Annotated in this window: 1 protein-coding gene; it reads left to right on the plus strand. The window is 35.4% G+C overall.

Annotated elements, in window-relative coordinates:
• On the plus strand, window positions 1-246 hold a 246-nt coding region (locus ACFIO5_RS10650; protein WP_375705385.1), incomplete at both ends, for a hypothetical protein.

Raw genomic sequence — 246 nt, forward strand, 5'->3', positions numbered from 1 at the left:
ACAAAAGCTATGAACTTTAACTTTGATGACACTGCAATTGAAATGATATCCTCCAATAATTCTGAAAATGTTGTTAATGTAGATGATTTGATTCAAAAGATTGCAATAGCAGAAGAAGAAACTCTCGCTGAAAATGGTACTTCGATTCTTGCTTCGAATATTCACGATAATGCTGTTGTTGATGAATCCGTTGTTGAACAACTTTTTGCCCCAAAACCAACGCGTGAACTTTCAGGTGGAACTGTT

It is taken from the genome of Bartonella sp. AA86SXKL (genome assembly GCF_042196885.1).